At 65.3% G+C, this 17,000-nt stretch carries 16 protein-coding genes; 3 read left to right on the forward strand and 13 right to left on the reverse strand.

Going from position 1 to position 17,000, the window contains the following annotated elements; genetic code table 11:
* Positions 1-186: 186 nt before the first annotated feature.
* The 10 genes from J3A75_RS33370 to J3A75_RS33415 form a co-directional block, all read right to left on the reverse strand.
* Entirely contained in the window at positions 187-777 is a 591-nt protein-coding gene (locus J3A75_RS33370) for a hypothetical protein (protein WP_209651167.1), read from the reverse strand.
* A 3-nt stretch (positions 778-780) separates the two neighbouring features.
* Positions 781-1,029 (reverse strand): hypothetical protein, encoded by a 249-nt coding sequence (locus J3A75_RS33375; RefSeq protein WP_209651168.1) that lies wholly within the window; start codon positions 1,027-1,029, stop codon positions 781-783.
* A 578-nt stretch (positions 1,030-1,607) separates the two neighbouring features.
* Positions 1,608-5,015 carry a DNA polymerase III subunit alpha gene (gene dnaE / locus J3A75_RS33380; protein ID WP_209651169.1) on the reverse strand — a complete coding sequence of 1,136 codons (3,408 nt, stop codon included), beginning with the start codon at positions 5,013-5,015 and terminating at the stop codon, positions 1,608-1,610.
* Positions 5,000-5,494 carry a hypothetical protein gene (locus J3A75_RS33385; RefSeq protein WP_209651170.1) on the reverse strand — a complete coding sequence of 165 codons (495 nt, stop codon included), beginning with the start codon at positions 5,492-5,494 and terminating at the stop codon, positions 5,000-5,002. Before J3A75_RS33385 ends, dnaE begins: the two co-directional genes overlap by 16 nt.
* Positions 5,491-6,027: a hypothetical protein gene (locus J3A75_RS33390; RefSeq protein WP_209651171.1), complete on the reverse strand. Its 537-nt coding sequence runs from the start codon at positions 6,025-6,027 to the stop codon at positions 5,491-5,493. The genes J3A75_RS33385 and J3A75_RS33390 overlap by 4 nt, the downstream gene beginning before the upstream one ends.
* A gap of 12 nt (positions 6,028-6,039) precedes the next feature.
* On the reverse strand, positions 6,040-6,666 hold the full coding sequence (locus tag J3A75_RS33395; RefSeq protein WP_209651172.1) for a sigma factor: 627 nt from the start codon (positions 6,664-6,666) through the stop codon (positions 6,040-6,042).
* Between the two features lie 4 nt (positions 6,667-6,670).
* Positions 6,671-7,897, reverse strand: coding sequence for a MoxR family ATPase (locus tag J3A75_RS33400; RefSeq protein WP_209651173.1), 1,227 nt, complete (start codon positions 7,895-7,897; stop codon positions 6,671-6,673).
* 126 nt (positions 7,898-8,023) lie between these two features.
* Complete coding sequence (locus J3A75_RS33405) at positions 8,024-10,414, reverse strand: cobaltochelatase CobT-related protein (protein ID WP_209651174.1); 2,391 nt, start codon at positions 10,412-10,414, stop codon at positions 8,024-8,026.
* A gap of 55 nt (positions 10,415-10,469) precedes the next feature.
* Positions 10,470-10,718, reverse strand: a complete 249-nt coding sequence (locus tag J3A75_RS33410) for a hypothetical protein (RefSeq protein ID WP_209651175.1) — start codon at positions 10,716-10,718, stop codon at positions 10,470-10,472.
* Positions 10,719-10,849: 131 nt separating this feature from the next.
* On the reverse strand, positions 10,850-11,305 hold the full coding sequence (locus J3A75_RS33415) for a helix-turn-helix domain-containing protein (RefSeq protein ID WP_209651176.1): 456 nt from the start codon (positions 11,303-11,305) through the stop codon (positions 10,850-10,852).
* Positions 11,306-12,500: 1,195 nt separating this feature from the next.
* Between J3A75_RS33415 and J3A75_RS33420 the strand changes: the two genes are divergently transcribed.
* The 3 genes from J3A75_RS33420 to J3A75_RS33430 all read left to right on the forward strand — a co-directional run bounded on the left by J3A75_RS33420 (position 12,501) and on the right by J3A75_RS33430 (position 14,205).
* Positions 12,501-12,704 (forward strand): hypothetical protein, encoded by a 204-nt coding sequence (locus tag J3A75_RS33420; protein ID WP_209651177.1) that lies wholly within the window; start codon positions 12,501-12,503, stop codon positions 12,702-12,704.
* A gap of 175 nt (positions 12,705-12,879) precedes the next feature.
* Entirely contained in the window at positions 12,880-14,010 is a 1,131-nt protein-coding gene (repC, locus tag J3A75_RS37145) for a plasmid replication protein RepC (RefSeq protein WP_209651178.1), read from the forward strand.
* Between the two features lie 9 nt (positions 14,011-14,019).
* The gene (locus J3A75_RS33430) at positions 14,020-14,205 is read left to right on the forward strand and encodes a hypothetical protein (RefSeq protein WP_209651179.1); all 186 of its coding nucleotides are present in this window, start codon (positions 14,020-14,022) and stop codon (positions 14,203-14,205) included.
* Between the two features lie 89 nt (positions 14,206-14,294).
* Here J3A75_RS33430 and J3A75_RS33435 read toward each other — a convergent pair whose 3' ends face one another.
* From J3A75_RS33435 to J3A75_RS33445, 3 genes are all read right to left on the reverse strand, one after another.
* Positions 14,295-15,188 (reverse strand): methyltransferase domain-containing protein, encoded by an 894-nt coding sequence (locus J3A75_RS33435; protein WP_209651180.1) that lies wholly within the window; start codon positions 15,186-15,188, stop codon positions 14,295-14,297.
* Between the two features lie 2 nt (positions 15,189-15,190).
* Positions 15,191-16,102: a bifunctional 2-polyprenyl-6-hydroxyphenol methylase/3-demethylubiquinol 3-O-methyltransferase UbiG gene (locus J3A75_RS33440; RefSeq protein ID WP_209651181.1), complete on the reverse strand. Its 912-nt coding sequence runs from the start codon at positions 16,100-16,102 to the stop codon at positions 15,191-15,193.
* A gap of 309 nt (positions 16,103-16,411) precedes the next feature.
* On the reverse strand, positions 16,412-16,987 hold the full coding sequence (locus tag J3A75_RS33445; protein ID WP_209651182.1) for a hypothetical protein: 576 nt from the start codon (positions 16,985-16,987) through the stop codon (positions 16,412-16,414).
* Between the last annotated feature and the right edge of the window lie 13 nt (positions 16,988-17,000).

Below are 17,000 nucleotides of genomic sequence, written 5' to 3' on the forward strand. Positions count from 1 at the left end.
GCTCTGTTATAGCGATCACCTGTTGGGTTTTTCGCTAATTCGCGCATTCTCGAATGGGAGAATACGGGAATGGGTGCCCTCAGAAGGGCCGGTGCCGGGGCGCCGGCAGGGCCGGGCGCGGCTTCTTGATCCGGGAGCGGATCCAGAACAGGGGTCCGAGGACCAGGAGGGCGACGCCGACGACCATCACTCGGACTCGGCCATCGTGCGGGCGGCCCGGGCGCCGACGCGCTCAGCGGCCGACTTGGCGTTGTCGGCCAGCTCGCGCTTGGCCGCCATCGACAGCTCGCCCTTCATCTCCTCGCGGGAGGTGGCGCCGGCCTGCACGAGCATGTCGCGCCGGTGCCGGAAGGCCTCGAGGGTCGTGTTGGCGACCTTCTCGATCTGCTTGGCCTCGTTCAGCGCCCGCTTGAAGGCGACCACCTGCGGGTGCCGGGCGATCTTCCGCTCGACGATGCCCTCGGTGATCTTCTCGCCGAGGACGGCCATCGCCTCGCGGATCTCGCGATCCACCTTGGCTTCCTGGTTCTCGATGAGGATCTTGATGTTGTCGACCTGGCGCGAGGCCTTGGCCGCCAGCACGCCGAAGTGGGCGAACAGGGACGCCTGATCGGCCATCGCGCTCGACAGGTCGTTGAGCGAGTAGGCGAGCTTCCCCTTGAGGTCCTCCTCGGCCAGGAAGTCCTTCACCTGGACCTTGCGGACCTGGATCTGCTTCGGGGCAGGGGGCGTCGGCGGCGTTGCCGATGTCTCGTCGGTCTGGGCTTCGTCGCTCATGGCTCAGACCCGCGGCGGGAACGACCAGGTGCCCGGCTGATCCGGGCCACCCTCGAGCACGCATTCCGGCAGCGGCTCGGGCTTCCGGCCGGGCGCGAACACCGTCAGCGAGCAGATGTCGCCGCCGTCGCCGGCCTCGAACACGCCGGTGACGATCGCCGCGTAGGGCTGATCCGAGATCGAGACGCGCTCGGCGTCCCTGGGGTGGTAGTGGACGATGCGTCCGACGCTGGGACGCTGGTGTGCGGGCATGGCTGCCTCCGCTGAGTGAGTAAGTGCTGACTGATCTTTTATAGCGAGCGCGCGTCGGGTTTTGCGTGGGTCGCGCTGGCTTCTGGTGTGGGTAGCTATGGCCATCCACAGCAAGATAAGTCAGCGCTGAATTGGTTTGAAAAATCGACGTTTGTGCTATCTTAGGGGGTGAGGGACGCAGGTGGCCGCCCGCGTCCCTCGGTGTTGGTAGCTGGCAGCGCTACTCGTTACATGAGCCCGAGCGTGATGGTCACAGACCACTCACCGCTCGGGTTTCGTGTAACCGTGACCCGCAGAAGCGGGATCATCAGCACATTGCATCACCTCCTCCCCTGCCTTCTCAAGACGGCGGCGGCACTCGCCGTTAACCCTCGGTCCAAGGGGGTCGCGTAGGGAGGAGACCCAACGAGGCCAATGTAGCAGGCAACTCCGAGTCTACAAAACCGGCCGAGCGTCTCGTCCCCAACATCCACCGTTTTGCGGGGGTCGGCCGTCTCTTGTCCCCGGTATCCCCAAGAGCGCCTATTGACTGACGCATTCTCGGGGCGCGTCGGCCGGTGTGGGCTTGACAGGCGCGATCAGTCGCTCATGAGGGCGGCGGCCACCTCGAACACCTCGTTGAGCTTCGCCTGCTTGGAGGCGTCGTGGAAGATCTCGCCCGGGGCGAAGCCGATCACGAGATTGGCGTCGAGGCCCTTGTGGTAGACGACCTCGCCGGCGACCTCGGACGCCTTGCCCTTGAAGTCGGGGATGAACTGCCGGACCGTGGTCGAGCCGAGCAGCACGATCACCGGCGGCTTGAGGATCTCGATCTCGCGGGCGAGGTAGGGCCCGTAGGTGGCGATCTCGCTGGCCGAGACCTGCTTGCCGGCCTTGGGCCGCTTGATGAGGGCGGTCCAGTAGGCGTCGGCCCGCGACAGGTCGTTGGCGTCGAGCGCCTCCTGGACCCACTCGCTGACGCAGTAGGAGCCGCGGTTGTCGTAGCTCATGCGGCCGGAGGTGTCCTCGCCCTTCGAGGGCGCGTCGAGGATCACCATGAAGCGCATGTTCTTGCCCGTGGTCATCTTCACCGGCATGCCGTCCTCGGCGCAGCCGTCCGAGTAGTCGGCGAACACCTCCAGGATCTTGATCCGGCTGTCCCGGTCGCGGTGCATCTCGCGGCTGATCGGGACGTGGGCCGTGATGAGCCCCGGGATCAGCTCGCGCTGGTCCTTGATCCGGTCCGGGTGGCGTCGAGGTAGCTGGCCTGGCTCGATGTCGGCGAAGGCGCCGACCAGGTCGAGGAGCCCGACGTGCTTGACGTTGCAGCGCCGCCGCTCGACGCGGGCGGTCAGGTCCTCCTTCGACTTGAACGGGCCGGCCCCGTCGCCCCGCGCCTTCAGGATGGCCTCGGTGGTCAGCGCCGAAATGCCCTTGATCCGGTTGAACGGCATGCACAGCCGCGTGTCGGTCACGATCTCGAACTGGTTGGTCGAGTGGTTGATGTCGGGCAGATCCACCTCGATCCCCATCCGCTCGGCGTCCTTCATCAGGCCCGGCAGCTTGTCCTGGGGCATCAGGGTGAGCGCCGCCGCGAAGAACTCCACCGGGTAGTGGGTCTTGAGATACATCGCCTGGTAGGAGATCAGCGTGTATTCGACCGAGTGGCTCTTGTTGAAGCCGTAGCCGGCGAAGCCCTCGATCTTGTCGAACAGCAGACCGGCCCACTCGGGCGTGCAGTCCACGGTCGCGACACAGCCCTCGACGAACTTGCCGCGCTCCTTCTTCATCTCCTCGGGGAGCTTCTTACCCATGATCTTGCGGAGCTTGTCGGCCTGCGCGCCTGAGTAGCCGGCGATCACCTGAGAGGCCTTCATGACCTGCTCCTGGTAGACGAACACGCCGTAGGTCGGGCTGAGCACCGGCTCGAGGAGCGGGTGGTCATAGTCCACGCTCTCGATGCCCTGCTTGCGCTTCCAGTAGCTGTCCATCATGCCCGACTCCATCGGGCCCGGGCGGTAGAGCGCGGTCGCGGCCGTGATGTCGTCGAAGGTGATGGTGCCGTCCTTGCCCAGCTCCTTGAGCAGGCGCCGCATGCCGCCGCCCTCGAACTGGAAGATGCCCGTGGAGATCGCGCGGGCGAAGTTGTCGAGCACCTTCGGCTCGTCGAGCGGGATCCGCAGTAGGTCGACCTTCTTGCCGCGCCGCTTGCGGATGTAGTCGAGGGTGAGCGCGATCAGGTCCAGGGTGTTGAGGCCCAGGATGTCCATCTTCACCAGGCCCTGGTCCTCGACGATGCGCTTGTCCCAGCACACCACCGGCAGATCCGGGACCGGCTCCTCGCCCTCCTTCGGCTTCGAGGGCGCCTTGCGCCGCTCGATGACGGCCCGCTCGACCAGATCGACGCCGCCGACGACGACGCCGGCCGCGTGCTGCGAGAGGTTGCGCAGGCAGCCTTCGAGCTTCTTGGCCGTGTCCCAGATCTCGGGGTTGCCGGCCGCGAACGCGCCGATCTCCGTCACCTCTGCGGCGGCCTCGGCGAGCTTGACCGGCTGGCCGTGCTTCTTCGGCACGAACTTGGAGCAGCGATAGAGCTCCTCGTTGAGGCCGAACACGCGGCTCACGTCCCGGATCGCCGAGCTGGCGCCCAGGCGCCCGTAGTTCGAGACGCCGGCCACGCGGGCGGTGCCATACTTGCGGATGAGATACTGGAACACCTCGTGCCGGCGCTCGGACATGAAGTCGAGGTCGGCGTCGGGAAGGTCGATACGCTCGGGGTTGATGAAGCGCTCGAACAGGAGCTCGAAGCGGAGCGGATCGCAGTCGGTGATCCCCATCAGGTAGGCGACGAGCGAGCCGCCCACGGAGCCGCGGCCGGGGCCGACCAGGATCCCCTGGCTCTTGGCCCACACGACCACGTCCTGCACCAGGAGGAAGTAGCCCGAGAAGCTGAGGTTCTTGAGCACGGTCAGCTCGTAGCGCAGCCGCGGCTGGTAGACGTCCTTGAGCTCCTGGTTCGACGGGCGGTGCCCGAACACCGGGGCGGTGAAGCGCTCGTGCCAGCCCTTGGTGCAGGCCTCGACGACCGCCTTGAACTCGTCGGGCGCCATGATCGGCAGCGAGGGCGCGGACTTGGCCCAGGCGAAGGTGACCATGTCGACGAGGCGCGCGGTGTTCTTCATGCCCTCGGAGAAGCGCCCCTTGGTCGGCACGCCCCGGAACTCCTCGAGCCGCTTGGCGGCCGCCTTCACGTCGCGCACCAACTCCTGCAGGGTCTTCGGATGCAGGTCGCGCACCGGGTTGAACCACGCCCAGGGCTCGGTGAGCTTCACGTTGCGGGTGACGGCGTTCATGATGTCGGCCGCGTCGGCGCTGCCCTCCTCGTAGAGGGCGGGCGCGGCGACCAGCGTCGGCAGGCCGAGCTCCTCGGCGAGCTGGAGCGCCTTGACGTTCTGGGTGTCCCAGTAGGGCGTGTCGATCGGCACCAGCGTGCAGAACGTATTAGACGCGCTCAGAGCGTCGGAAATCTTCGTGAGTATCTGTGACGCTGACTTGTGCGCGACGACGCTGTGCGCGTCGCTCGTCGCGATTGCGACGTCTGCCGCAGTCACGTTCGCAAGCTCTGCATAGAGATCGTCGAAGGAGAGCTTGGCGTTGTTGTAGAAGCGCTCCTCGGAGTTGGCGAGCGACAGCAGGCGGTAGAGCGCCATCAGCCCGGCCTGGGAGAGAACATACCAGGTCACGAAGAACTCCGGCGGCGCCTTCTTGTCCTCCTTGGTCTTGCGCCAGGTGACGTCGTCCACGAGCCGGAGCCGGCAGCCGATGACGGGCTTGATCCCGGCCTTCTGCGCCTTCTGGGTCAGCTCGATCAGACTGGTCGCCGACATGGTGTCCGTCACGCCGACGGCCTTGGCGCCGGCTCCAACGGCCCGGTCCACGAGGCTCTCGATCGACAAGATGCTCTCGCCGATCGAAAAATTGGTGCGAGCCGCTAGGACCGCGTGCATGGAGATCTCCGGTTGTTGGCTTGAACTTTTCGGGTGGCCCAGACGCAGTTGCCTGGCTCGTAGGGGCCGTCGTTGTTCTTCCGCTCGATCGTCAGATTGCGCGGGCGCTCGCCCATGTCGGCGAGGAAATTCTCGAAGGTCTTCCAGTGCTCGCACACGGTGATCCCGCGGGCGCCGTAATCCTTGTAGGACTCGTTGTTCGGGTTCGTCGTCCGCTGGATCATGTTGGACCAGCAGACGTAGGTGGGTGAGCGCTTGCTGTGCCCGTGCCGGATGGAGCGGGCGCTCGTCGCTTCGTTCTTGGCGCAGCCGCAGGACGACGTGTGACCGGACTGGAGATCCCGTCCGGCCGCCCTTGCTGAGCCGCCGCAGGTGCAAAGGCACCTCCAAGCGGCGTTGCCACCCATGACGCCGTCGCGCGCCTCTACCGTGAGGCGCCCGAAGGTCTGGCCCGTGAGATCGACCAGCCGGCCCATCATTCCGTCCTGAGTGTGAGGCGGCCGTTCTGCTCGATGGCTGCGCCGAGCGCGGTGAGCGCCTGGAAGGCCTGGGTCGCGTGGGCGGCTGCGGTGCCCTCGCTCCATTCGAGTTTGCGCATGAAGGCGGTCTTGAGCGTCGCCCGGTCGATGCCGGCCTTCATGTGCAGCAGCAGGTGGCAGGTGACGCGCAGGAAGGCTGGGCTCGTCGTGAACGGGTTCTCGCCGCGCGAGAGGGCGGCCGTCACCGAGATGCCGGCGCGCTCGATGCGCCCGATCAGCTCCTCGACCTTCTTGGGCAGGCCCTCGGTCAAGACGCCGGTCGCGTGCGCTTCCGTGGGACCCCGCGGGCGGGGAGGGCGCTGCGCGCGCGGCTCCTTGGGCTTGATGCCGAGCTCGGCGCGCCGCCGCGTGAGCTGCTCGGCGCCGACCTGCGCGCACTCAGCGGCGAACGGGCACGAGATGCACTCGGCCGCTTCCGCGCGATAGGCGAGGGCGAAGCCGAAGCAGCCCGGACGGAGCATCGAAGTCAGCACTGACTTACTTCCTCAGCGAAGGATCTGCCGCGCGAGGCCTTTGACCTCGCCGTAGATGCGGTTGCGTTCGACCCGGTCCGCACCCATCAGGTCGAGGACGAGCGAGCCGGTGATGTGGCTGGGCACGCCGGTGCGGATCCCGCGGGCGTTGGCGAACTCGGCCCGGGCCTGGATCGCGGTCATCTCCTCGTAGAGCGCCGGAGGCGGGTTCGCGAGGAGCTCGACGAACTGGCGCGCCTCGGGGGAGAGGAGGGCGATGTTGCGCTCGAACTCCTGGGCGTCGCCGAGCACGTCGTCCTGGAGCGGGCTGCCGTCGGCGATCACCTCGTGCAGGTCGGAGCCGTCCTCGTCGCCGTGATCCTCGTCGAGGTCGAGGGCGTTGGAGTGGCCGATCTGCCGGTCGATCCAGGCGTTGATGTGGTTGCGCATGCCGAGCTGGAGGTAGGCCCCGAACGGCACGCCCTTGGTCGGGTCGAACTTGTCCCGGGCGATCACCCAGGCGAGCGACAGCTCCGAGACCAAGTCGGCCAGGAGCACGGTGCGCGCGCCGGCCGCGTGCGCCCGCTTCAGGTAGCGGTAGGCGGACCGCTCGACGACCTTGCTCCAGTCGCCCCATTGGATCGGGTGGGTGTCGCGCATGGCGTTACCCGAAGTAGCGCTGCGCGAGCTGGGAGGCGGCCTCGCGGTCGACCCGGCTCATGCGGTTCATGAAGCCCTGGCGCAGGCCGGCCGAGTAGTCGGCGCCGCGCATCACGCCGAGCCGGCCCGCGGTGATGAGCTCGCGGGGCGAGATCGTCATGCCGATCCGGCCGCCCTTGAACGCCTCGCGGATGTCGTTGGCGAACTTCACCAGCTTGGCGGCATCGTCCTTCTTCACGCGCGCCTGGCTGACGATGACGGCCGTCTCCACGTCGGGCTCCATGTAGGGAACCTCCTCGACGATGTGCATGCGGGAGTAGTTCGCGGCGTTCTGGATCTGGGTGCCCTGGTAGAGACCCGTTTCGTCTCCGCCACCGTTGGTGTTGCCGGTCGCCACGAAGCGGAAGTTCTTGTGCGGGCGGATCACCCGCATGTCGGGCGGCGCGTCCTTGATGAACAGCGGCTTGCCCTCGAGGATCGGCTGGTAGACCGACAGGACCGAGGGGAGGGCGAAGTCATACTCGTCGGCGCAGTAGACGTAGCCGTTGAGCATGGCGATCGTGAGCGGGCCGGGCTGAAACACGGTCTCGGTGGAGAGCACCGCGATGTCCTCGCCGGTCGCCTGGTTCTTCGTGACGCGCTCGACCGCCTGGACGACATACTGCCCGACGATGTGCGCCTCTTCGGTGTTGGCGGTGTGCTGGACCCGCATGAACGGCCGCTTGGTGCGGGCGCAGACTTGCTCGAAGGCGGTGGTCTTGCCGGTGCCGTGAAAGCCCCAGAAGTAGACGTTCATGCCCATCTCGAGGCCCATGAGCGCCGTCTTCACCAGGTCGAGGTTGAACACGTAGTTCGGGTCGACGTCCGGCACGAGGGCGAGCGCCTCGGCGTCGTGGCCCTTCATCACCGAGATCAGGATCGGCTCGCCGCGCTTGTTCTTGGTCGCGGGCACGTCGCCGGTCTCGAACACGGCCGCCAGCGGCATTTTGTCCACGAGCTGTGTGACGGTGCCGTCCTCGGCGGCCTTCTTCTGCTCCACGAGGCGCTCCTTCTGACGCTTCTCGGCGGCCGGCGACAGCAGCGGCGCGTCGGGGTAGGTGGCGCGGTAGCGCTCCACCGTCCATTCGGGGTGGTGCGTCTTCAGGTGCGCCTGGATGACATGGACGCGGGCCCCGTCGAGCAGGCACTCGATCTTGCCGTCGGACAGGGCTGCGGGGGCGGGCGTGTTCATCGGGTGGAACTCTCCTGGGTTGTGCGCTGGGTGCGCTCTCTGTGTGCGAGTCAGTTATCGCTGATCTCGTCGAGGGACACAAGTCAGTCCTGACTTACATTTCGGGGTCCCGCGACGATCCGGCTGTCAGCTCAGCAGGATCCGCTTGAGCTCGCCCATCACGCACTTCGGCAGGTCGGCCGCGTTGTTCAGGAGCGCGAACTTGGGGAAGTAGTGCCGCGGCGCGTCGGTCAGGATGCCGATGCCGACGGTCTCGATGCCGCGCGCCTCGACCGCCTTCACCGTCTCCTTGAGGTGCTTGCGCAGCGCGGGCACGTCGCCGTCGGCGACCGGGTTGCCGTCGGACAGCACCAGGAGGACCTTGCGGGTCTCCTTGCGCCGCAGCAGGCGGTAGGCGGCGTATTCGAGGCTCTCGCCGTCGACGTTCGAGCCCATGAAGTCCTGGTGCGGGGCGGCCGCGAACCGGCGCTTGATCTCGGAGGTCAGCCGTTCGTCGAAGCCCTTGTAGACGGGCATGTAGATCGGCTCGTAGCGGGTGTAGGGGATCCCGGCGGCGATCGCGGCCTCGTGCGCCTCCTTGATCTCCTTGCCCCAGGGGTGCCACTTCGTGGTGAAGCCGAGCACCTCGTGCTGGATCCCGACCCGCTCGAGGGTGGTCGAGAGCGCGTAGCCCGCCTCCATCGCGGTCTGGACCTTGATGCCTTCCATCGACCCGGAGTTGTCGATCAGGAGGCCGACGGCGACGTCCTTGCTCACGTTGACGTGGAGCCGGCGGAACACGCGGTCGTCGCCCGCGGCCAGGCGGTGCAGGCCGGCCGTGTGCAGGCGGCCCGAGCGGAAGCCCGGGACCTTCACGCTCTGAGAGCGCGCGGCCATCATGCGCTGGATCTCCTTCTGCATCACGCCGACCGACTGGCGCGTGCGGTCGTCGAGCGCCGTCAGCCAGGCGTCCTGGTAGTTCTCCATGTCTGTTGGGAATGGCTCGATGACGTCGAAGTCCTTGGTGTAGATACGGTAGGCGGCGCTCGCGGTCATGTCGCGGGCCTCCTCGCCGATCTTGGCGGCGATCGCGTCGTCGTAGTCGACAGCGCCACCAACCAGCAGGACCGGGCCGCCGGCGTTCGGGTCGTCGTTGCCCTCGCCCTCGGCGTCCTCGTCGTGCTGCTCTACCGGACCCTGGTCGCCGGCCGTGTCTTCCTCGCCCGCATCAGCGCCGCCCGCTGCATCGCCTTCACCGTCCGCAGCCTCCCCATCAGCCTCGTCCGATCCGTCGCCGCCCTCGCCGTCGGCGTCAGCGGTCTCACTAGGCTCATCGTCGCCGTGATCGTCCTCATCATCGTGCTCACCGGAAGCGCCAGAGGCTCCGACCTCGCCTTCCTCCTCGCCACGATCTCCTTCCTGATCGTCGCCATCTTCCACGGGCGAACCGGCACCATCGTCCTCAGACGCAGGTTCCTCGCCCTTATCGGCATCATCGCCATCATCGGCGGCGCCATCGCTCGGCTCGCCGGTATCGTCCTGGCCCTCGAGCTCGCCTTCGCCAGCCGCCCCTTCGCCGGGTTCGTCGTCCTCGGTCTCGGGTGCCTCGTCTCCACCAGCCTCATCGCCCGAAGCGTCAGCATCCTCGTCCTTGTCCTCCTCGCCAGCGTCGTCGCTCTCACCGGGCTTGCCAGCGTCCGACTGCTCGTCCTTCGGCTCCTCGGCCGGACCCTTACCCTCGTCCTCGGGCGTGTCACCCTCGCCGCCGTTCCCACCCTGCGGCTCGTTCTCGGGCTGCTCCTCGGGCTGCTCCTCATCCTCGCTCGAGGGCGGGGGAGGGGGCGGCGCGGGCATCTTGGGAGCGGGCGGGGGCGGCGGCGCCTTCAGGGCCTCGCTGATGCGCTTGGCGAGCTCGAAGCACTCCCAGGTGCTCTTGAGCTTGGCGACCTCGGCGACGAACGGCGCGAGGCGCTTGAACTTCGGCCCGAGCTCCGGGTGAGCCTCGAAGGCGCCGGCCTCCATGAACTCCTGGAACAGCCGCTGGCCGGAGTAGGCGCGGAAGGCGGGAACGAACAGCGCCGAGAACGCGGTGTCGACGTCGCCCTTGGCGAGCGCTGCCGTGTAGACCGGCGTGGTAATGTCGGAGATGAAGAAGCGGTGGAGCTGCTGGAGGTTAAAGCCCGAGCCCGCGAAGCGCCGGGACATCTGGCGCTCGATGAAGGTGTCCTCAAGGGTGTTCCAGATCGCGCGCAGGTGGGGGAAGTCCCTCTGCGCCTTGTCAATCGCGGCATGCACCGAGAAGTCGGTCTCGAGGATGTGGGCGACCTCGTGGTCGATGAAGCCTTGGATCGCGAGGATCAGCTCCTTGCTCGCGTTGTCCGGCAGGTAGGGGATGTTGACCACCTCGGGCTTGTGGGTGGCCCGGTTGGTGCCGACGAACGCCTTGGTGCCCCGCTGCGTTACCTTGAGACCCATCCCGGCGAGGAGCTGGGTGACTTTCACCACAACCTCTCGCAGGATCCGCACCTCGTCATTCATAAGTTGTCTCTCCAAGTCAGTAGTGACTTACTACTGTATAGACGACGTAAATTGGTTACGCGAATGGAATGATAGACGCAGATGCGTCCGAGATCATGATGATACAGCGGCCGTAGACTGGATGAACACCGCTGTGGAGTTCGGTCTGGCCGACGTTGGTGAAATTCTGTTCCCGCAGGAGTGCAACCTGCTCGAGGGCGTCAATCTGATCCACTTTGTGGATCACCGGGTTGAACTCCTCGGCCAGGATCTCGATCGCCGGAGGCGTCGGGATGAGGTTCAGGATCTCGTTGGACGTCTTCATCGCTTCCGCCTATTCCCAGGGACATGAGTCATTGCTGACTTGCTATACGCGTCAAAAATTGAGCCACCCTTTTGGGCGGCTGGCTGGCATTCCGATGTCGCGCCCGGACCGGGCGCGGTTGCGTATATGGTTTAGAGCGACTTCGGCACTGGGGAGACGCCCCGGCGGTCTTTAACTCGGAACAGGTCTCCGACGGCCTCGAGCTGCTCCTCGGTCGGATCAACGTCCGCGCCGCCGGTCGCCTGCCGGATCGCGCTCACGACCTTCATCTCCCCGGCCGAGACCAAGTTAGGGAAAATCTTGTCGATTTCAGCCGCGCTTATCGGCATATCGGGCTGCTGAGCGGCTAGACGGAAGAAGAAGCTCGGGTCGCAGCGTAGCGCCTTGGCCAGCACGAGGGTCTTATTCAGCGGCACCTTCGTTTCGCCGCGCTTAAACATGGAAAGAATGTTCGGCTTGTCGTAGCCGGCGGCGAGTGCGATCTCCCGCTGATTTATGCCAAGATCACCGAGGCTGTCGATCTGATTTCGCAGATACACAGCCATCGTCGTGTTTTCATACGGGCGCTGAACTGGCTTCGTCGTCAAATTTTTTGTCTCCTGAACTGCTATGGTTGCTCGGTTGATCACCATTGTATGATCGCTTCGGTTTCGATTTTCTCGATGCTCTTGCGATCTCGATATAGCAGCTCGAGCTCGGGTTGCGATGCAGGTATCGCGCCGGAGTCTACAAGCCTGAATTTCACGGATAAGTCAACACTGACTTAGGTTGTGCCTAATAAAATTTCTGTGTCATGCCATCTGTAGCCCTAGCCTGACGCTTCGGGTATGCGACTCGTAGCGCCCGGTGGTGTTAAGGTGGCCTAGCGAAGGCCCCGAATCAAATTGCCACCTGGGGTTGTTAGAATTTTACTGAAGGTTGATCTGCTTGCGGCTGCAAGGTTGTCAGATCCGCATGGCGCGCGCCGCGCTGCGGTTATCGCTTACTGAATTGGCCGAGTGCTCAGGTGTCAGCGAAAAGACCATACGACGATGTGAAGCAGTAGACGGCCAGCCGCCGGTCGCGGACCATTCCCTCGGACTGATCGGCAAGGCGCTGAACGACCGCGGGGTGCGGTTCATGGAAGGCCGTGGTCGACAATGGGGACCGGGCTGCATTCTGGACTGGAACCCCGAGATGGGCGACCGCCCCGAGGTTCATGCGCTAATTGCGCGGGAAGGGGATCCCGATGCCGGTGGGGCGAAACTACCATGGCCGCCGCTGCCCAGACCGAAACCTCCGTCGAAGTTCGGACCGAAACGTTAACGCCTTGGCACACAGTCCTAAAAATCGTTCGCTTCGCGTTATGGAACCCGTTTTCCGGGTGAGAGGTTCGATATTCCCTGGCGCTCTCTGTAATCGCAATCTCAGTCACACAGTGCGGAAGGGGCGTTAGGTTCCATAATTTAGCTTATGCGAATGGCAGGCCCTGAAACACGAAAGGCCGGCTGCGAGTGAGGGGCACCCATCGCAGCCGGCCTTCCTGAAGCGTTCTGGGCACGGTCGAAGAGCCCGAACGGCCTTAGAGAACCACGATACCGCATAGCTTGTCCAGGCCTGCGGCATGGCGTTCACCTGCGCGAACACCCGCTCCGGCCGGGGGTTCCAAAAGGCGCCGGTAGATAAATCACCGCTGACTTCTCTTGCGTCCCCGGTCCATTTTCCGGTAGCCCTTGCGTCAGCCGAGAGAATCGGTCCACGACTCGTAACGCGCTACGAGTCGCGCCACACAGGAGGATGCTGATGCCCAACATGGCGTCTCAAGCCCGGGTCAAACGCTTGCGCGAGCAGCGAAAGGCCTCCGGCGAGGTCGAGACGAACGTGTGGGTGCCGGCACACCTGCGATCGGCGATCGACCGCGCCGTCGAGGCGGGCAAGTTCCCGAACCGGCGTCTGGCGATCGTCCACGCGCTCGAAGCGACGTTCTCGGAGACCAAGCAGATGTAACCGGCAAAGCAAAGGCCCCGGAGCTGGGGAGCTCCGAGGCCTTGGATCTTCATACCGGTCCGGGGAAGGGCCGCCACAAAGTGATTCGCACCTCTTTGTAGCCCTCCCCCAGATCGCCGTCAATGACACCCTCTCGGGTGAACGATCCCGCTTTGCCTCCAGGAGGAGGTGGAAGGTGGAGACGGTTCATTCCGGTGGCCGGCCGCTCACGCGCGCCGCGCTCGCCGGTCGGAGACGTGCGCTCGAGGACGGGCGAACGATCTCCCGCAAGGAGCTCGCGGCCGCCGGCCGGGATGCGGCCAAGGCCTTGCGCCTGCGCCCTGCCCTGCGCGCGATCCTGTCGGCGCTCTGTGCCGTGTGGGGCGAGCAGGAGTGGGAGCGCCTGGTGGTGTGGCCCTCGAACGAGCACCTGTGCGGGATGACAGGCCTGTCCGAGCGCGCGCTGCGCTACGGGCTGCGCGACCTGGTCGCCCTGGAGCTCGTCACGCCCCGCGACAGCGCGAACGGGAAGCGCTTCGCTGTGCGCGCCCCGGGTGGGGCGATCATCGACGCTTTCGGGTTCGACCTGACCCCGATCGTGGCGCGAAAGGGCGAATGGGCGAATGCTCTCATGGAAGCGACCGTGAGAGATGACCACCGGCGGCGTTCGTTCGAGATTTTGACCGTCCGACGCCGGGCGGTGGCCGAGGCGCTCCACGGGCTTCTAATGCGATTTCCTCAGATTGAGGTCTCCGATCTGCTCGCGGCGCGCGAGTCCCTGGAGTTCGACACACCCAGGCGGCGAGCGGCCGGCACCGACCCGGACCTGGTGCTCGAGGCCTGGGGAGAGCTGCAGGTCATGGCAGAGGAACGCTTCTATCAAGCCGCCTCTGCCGGCAATTCCGGCCGGCACATAGAACAAGACCCCGATGCTCCTACCGATCCTTGTGCAAACGGCTCTCAAGAGGAGCCTGGGCCGATCCGTCTGCCCGACGCCGAGCTCGTCGCGGCCGCCTGCCCTGTCGCGGCCGAGATGGTTGCGAATCTCAAGACCGCGGCGGACGTCATCGAGGCCGGGCGCCTGATGCGGGGCGGGATCGGGGCGCACCCGTCGGCCTGGTCGGAGGCGTGCGAATCTCTCGGCGCGTTCCGCGCCGCCTGCCTGGTGCTGATCGTCGCCCAGCTCCACGACGACGAGACGCGCCGCGGTGAGATTCGCATCAAGAACCCGGGCGGCTACTTCCGGCAGCTCGTGCGTTTAGCCGTAAACGGTCGCTACGGGCTCGAGGCCGAGCTCATGGCGATGCGTCGCAGGAAAATGACTTGAGGGCTAGGTATGAAGGAGCGAAAGAAAGAAGATCTGGCGCTCCAGATCAGCGTCATGGTGCTCGCCACCCATCTGCGTGAGAAGGCGCCAGAGGACTACCACGAGATGATCGAAGAGGCGTTCAAGAAGCTCAAGCCTCTTGAGGAACACGATGATGTCGGCGCCGACATCATCGCGCGGCCAAGCACTACTTGACCGAGGAGCCCGGCAAGGAGTCGTAGTCGCGAGCGTTCGACAGCAAAAAGGCGGCCCGAGGGCCGCCTTGAGATTCGCATCAGTTCGGGTCAGCGACCCAGCACTCGGTTGATCCTCTGGAGGAGACCTTGGCGCCGGCCCGACCATGCCTGCTCGGACTCCGGAAGCGGCACGTCCGGCAGGATCGGCGGATCATCCCGGTGCATGGCCTCGGCGATCTCGCCGGGCTTGCGGCCGATCAGGAAGTTGCCGCAGGCGAGCTCGGACTGGGCGGCCGGCGGCAGCGCCTTCACGATGTGAGTCCACTCGGGCCCCTGCGGATCGAGCGACACGATCTCGTGGATCTTCATCTTGGCGACGCGCTTACGCTCGGTCTCGGGCAGCCGGTAGAGGAGCATCTGGAGGATCCAGCGCACCGTGAATGCCGCCGTCTGGTGATCTCCGGTGAAGGCATCGACGACCTCGAAGCCCTTGTCCTGAAAGATCGAGGTCAGGCCCTCGCGCGTCGCATTGAAGAAGTGGCTCGGGTAGCCGTGGACCGGCTGGAGGAACGGCCAGTCGATCATGACCCAGCCGCCCGGCTTGAGCATCCGGTGCATCTCCTGAATCACCTGCCAGGGCTCGGGGACGTGCTCGAGGACCGCGAAACAACCGATGCCGTAGAGCGACTGGTCCTTGATCGGGTAGAAGCCCGTCGGGTCGACGATCAGGTCGGCCGAGTTGGACGGGTAGACCTCGAGGTAGAGGCAGTTGTCGTAGGTCTTCTCCCGCAGGCCGCAACCGAGATCCAGGAACAGCTCGTCCGGGTGCTGTTGGATCATGTGGTCGAACTGAGCGACGTTCGCGCCAGCGCTCTCGGACTGATACTGACTCAGATCGAAGTGCCGATCGCCGGCGATGATCGGGAAGGCGCCACTCGGGTGCTCGTCGAGCGGCGCCTGGAAGATGCGCCGGAACCGCTCGTATTTCTCGTGCCCATCCATGCTCACCTCCGGCGCAGCCGACTGAGAAGGCTCTGGGGGCGCGGCGTGGGTGCTGCCGGCTCAGGATCCGCGGCGTAGTTCTGGCGCCAGGGGTCGACGAGCGAGGAGGCATCGAAGGTGCGCGCGGCCTCGGTCCCGCGCCTGATCGCGATGATCGAGGGCCGGGTCGCGGTCACGGTGCCGGAGGCGTCGTCGTGGTGGTCGGCGTGGGCCAGGGTGTAGTGGACGTCAAAGCCCAGGTTGTCGAAGATCTTGTTGTAGAGCCCGCGCGAGAGGTGCCACCAGACGTAGTTGATCTGCGGGTTGTCGAGCGGCGTGATCGGCCGCATCGTCAGGTCGTCCAGCGGTGTGACGTCCGTGAAGGGGATGAGCACCGCCTCCCTGGCGAGCCGGGCCCAGGCGCCGATCGCGTAGACCGGGTCAGACAGGTGCTCGACGATGGCGCCGGCCATCACGACGTCGAACATCTGCTCGGGCCACTCGTAGAGCTCGGCCATCGGCGCGTAGACGCAGCGCGCCCGGCTGCCGAACTTGTGCCAGGCGTGCCACCAGGAGTTCTTGATGGGCACGAGGTTCTCGCGCTCCCACATCGCCCGGTAGCCGCGAATGTCCTTGTAGGAGAGGCTATCGGCGAACGGGAAGTGCCGGAACTCGTGGGTCGAGGAGGCGTCGAGGCCTGTGACCGTCGCGCCTGCCAGCTCGGCGTGGAACGCGAGGTAGCCAGAGGCCGTGCCAACATCAAGCACTGACTTACTTTTTAGGTCATAGCCGCCGATGTATGTGGCGAAATTATCGATCGTCCAGGAACCTTTGACGCGCTCGAGGCCCGGGAAGACCATCGAGTGATACCAGTAGCACCGGGCGGTCGGGTCAAACGGGCGCGGTGTCTCATAGCGCGGCACGTCTCCACTCATGGTTTAATCCTCCTGCCTGCGTTTTGTCTGCAAACAAGTAGATAAAACGTAAAAAAATTATTGTCTCGCCTCAACCGATAGGTGTGCTAGGGCATCGCTCGGTATAAAATGAAACACCACAACTAAATTTGGCGTATTTCCTGGGATGTTGGAAAATCGATCAAGATTTTGGAATTTTCTCCCGGAAGTTGCAAAAAGGGGCGACCCCAGGAGAGGCCGCCCCGCACACACACAGAAAGGAAACCCGAACACGTCGGTCCCACCCGACGGTTCTACGGGTCTCCTAACGGTAAGTCAACGCTGACTTGCCTATTTCTCGAGGAGGCGGTTGCCCTTCCTCCTGTTCGCGTCGCGGGTCTTCACCTGGAGGTTCCAGGGGACGTGGAGCCCGCAGAGCAGCTCGTGCTGGAGCGGCTCGATGTGGTCGACTTCGTGCGGGATCCCCGTCACGTCGGTCATGCGCCGGGCCTCGGCGTAGACGGCCTCGATCGCCTTGCGGTCGGCCCAGGGCGGGGTGGCCTGCTTGATGGCGTCCCAGCGCCAGATGGACTTGGCGGCGTAGTAGCCCGGGTTGTTGCGGTAGGTCTGCTGAGCGTAGCGCTTGCGCCGCTCCGGGTCAGCCTTCTGCACCGCGATGGCCTGGGCGATCCGCTCCTCGCGGTTCTCCCGGTAGCGCGCCTTGCACCCGGCCTTGTGTGCCTCGGGATCAGCCTGGTGCCGAGCCTTCGCCTTCGCGATCCTGGCCGCCCTGTTCTTCTGGTAGTTGGTCCGGTTTTTCTCGCGCACACAGGATGCGCACCAGTGCCCGAAGCCGTCCTTGGTGGACTTGTCCGAGTTGAACTCGGACAATGGCTTCGAGCACTGGCACTTCGAGCAGTGTTTCATCCTGTCTTCGTAG

This window comes from Methylobacterium sp. PvP105 (assembly GCF_017876975.1).
Classification (GTDB): domain Bacteria; phylum Pseudomonadota; class Alphaproteobacteria; order Rhizobiales; family Beijerinckiaceae; genus Methylobacterium; species Methylobacterium radiotolerans.

Bases quoted from the DNA above. Each gene is read 5' to 3' on its own strand.
- J3A75_RS33370 (WP_209651167.1), bottom strand. From the start codon at position 777: ATGAGCGACGAAGCCCAGACCGACGAGACATCGGCAACGCCGCCGACG.
- J3A75_RS33375 (WP_209651168.1), bottom strand. From the start codon at position 1,029: ATGCCCGCACACCAGCGTCCCAGCGTCGGACGCATCGTCCACTACCAC.
- dnaE (WP_209651169.1), bottom strand. From the start codon at position 5,015: ATGCACGCGGTCCTAGCGGCTCGCACCAATTTTTCGATCGGCGAGAGC.
- J3A75_RS33385 (WP_209651170.1), bottom strand. From the start codon at position 5,494: ATGATGGGCCGGCTGGTCGATCTCACGGGCCAGACCTTCGGGCGCCTC.
- J3A75_RS33395 (WP_209651172.1), bottom strand. From the start codon at position 6,666: ATGCGCGACACCCACCCGATCCAATGGGGCGACTGGAGCAAGGTCGTC.
- J3A75_RS33400 (WP_209651173.1), bottom strand. From the start codon at position 7,897: ATGAACACGCCCGCCCCCGCAGCCCTGTCCGACGGCAAGATCGAGTGC.
- J3A75_RS33405 (WP_209651174.1), bottom strand. From the start codon at position 10,414: ATGAATGACGAGGTGCGGATCCTGCGAGAGGTTGTGGTGAAAGTCACC.
- J3A75_RS33410 (WP_209651175.1), bottom strand. From the start codon at position 10,718: ATGAAGACGTCCAACGAGATCCTGAACCTCATCCCGACGCCTCCGGCG.
- J3A75_RS33420 (WP_209651177.1), top strand. From the start codon at position 12,501: ATGCCCAACATGGCGTCTCAAGCCCGGGTCAAACGCTTGCGCGAGCAG.
- J3A75_RS33430 (WP_209651179.1), top strand. From the start codon at position 14,020: ATGAAGGAGCGAAAGAAAGAAGATCTGGCGCTCCAGATCAGCGTCATG.
- J3A75_RS33435 (WP_209651180.1), bottom strand. From the start codon at position 15,188: ATGGATGGGCACGAGAAATACGAGCGGTTCCGGCGCATCTTCCAGGCG.
- J3A75_RS33440 (WP_209651181.1), bottom strand. From the start codon at position 16,102: ATGAGTGGAGACGTGCCGCGCTATGAGACACCGCGCCCGTTTGACCCG.
- J3A75_RS33445 (WP_209651182.1), bottom strand. From the start codon at position 16,987: ATGAAACACTGCTCGAAGTGCCAGTGCTCGAAGCCATTGTCCGAGTTC.